We start from the raw sequence: 1,411 nt of genomic DNA on the forward strand, positions 1-1,411 counted from the left end.
TAACAGAACTCCATTATTGATGATTCAAAAAACACAAAGACTATTTAACTAACCTAATTGGTCACTATGCGCGTTTTAATTACTACTCTACTGAGTAGTTACTTCGTATTAGCTCCGCAGTCCCACTTCAGATCCAGCCTAGCCAACTCCAGTAGGTACTGGCGAATACCAGTAACAACACATAACCAATCAAAGTGATGAGAATACCGACCCGAGCAAACTGTTTGGGGGTAAACGTGTCGGTTCCCAAGCAAACCATATTCTGCGGTGCATTGATGGGCAGGATGAAACCGAAGCTCACAACGAACCCGAGCAACATAGTCATTCCTACGCGACTGAACTCGCCTGGAAGCGTGAGGAGCACAGCCATGAGAATGGGTAACAGTGCCGAAGTCAGAGCCGTAGCACTGGCAAACCCCAAGTGGATCACGATCAGAAACGCGCTGAGTATCGCAAAAACGCCCAGCGGACCGACCTTGTCCAACCCCGTATGCTCCACCACCTGCGCACCTAGCCACTGCCCGGCCTGTGTGGTCAACAACGCAGTGCCCAAGCTGATCCCGACACCGAATACGATCACCGTGCCCCAGGGAATACGGGACTGAACGTCCTTCCAGGTCATCACACCGAAACGCGGTAATAGGAGAATGACTAATCCGGCATAGGTGGTCGATGTGGTGTCGAACGAATGCAACCGGCCTTCGCTTGCCCACGCCAATAAAAGCAGCAGCGATACCACTCCCAAGCGTTTCTGCGGACCAGTCATAGGTCCAAGCTCGGCCAAACTTTGCTTCACTGCTGCCAATCCACCCGGCACCCTGTCGCTTTCAGGGGGGAGCACTTTCAGCACCACCACAATCAGCACTAACGACATGATCACTGCCCAGGGAGTCCCCGCAATCAACCAATCGATCCATGACACTCTTTGGTCCAGCATCTTCTCCATGAACCCCACCGTCAGCAAGTTCTGTGCGGCAGCTGTTTGAATACCCACGTTCCAAATACTGGTACCTTGGGCAACAATTATCATGAGACCGGCTGCGATATTGGAGCGCTTGGCCACGCCAAAGGCGGCGATCACCCCCATCATGATAGGCACCACGCAGGCACTACGCGCGGTGGCGCTGGGTACTACCAGGCTCAGTAGCACGATCACCAGCATTGCGCCGAACAGGATCCGCCGTGTGCTGGCCCCGACCTTCGTCAAGGTCACAAGTGCTATGCGGCGATCCAGCCCGGTATGAGTCATCGCGGCAGCGATGAACAATGCCCCAACCACCAACGCAAGGGCTGGATTGGAAAAGCCGGTGAGTGCCATTGAAACACCAGCCGATGAACCATAGGTGAGTGACGGGGCCTGCACGGTTGGTGCAGTGCCGATCAATATCGCTATCAGCGAAGTGATCATGAT

At 53.9% G+C, this 1,411-nt stretch carries 1 protein-coding gene; it reads right to left on the reverse strand.

What is annotated here, in order from left to right:
* Positions 1 to 127: 127 nt before the first annotated feature.
* Positions 128 to 1,411: DASS family sodium-coupled anion symporter (locus tag YA0848_RS35725; RefSeq protein WP_198731593.1), on the reverse strand; the 1,284-nt coding region annotated here is incomplete at its 5' end.

The sequence above is a fragment of the Pseudomonas sp. S4_EA_1b genome (assembly GCF_016307435.1).
GTDB classification, from domain to species: domain Bacteria; phylum Pseudomonadota; class Gammaproteobacteria; order Pseudomonadales; family Pseudomonadaceae; genus Aquipseudomonas; species Aquipseudomonas rhodesiae.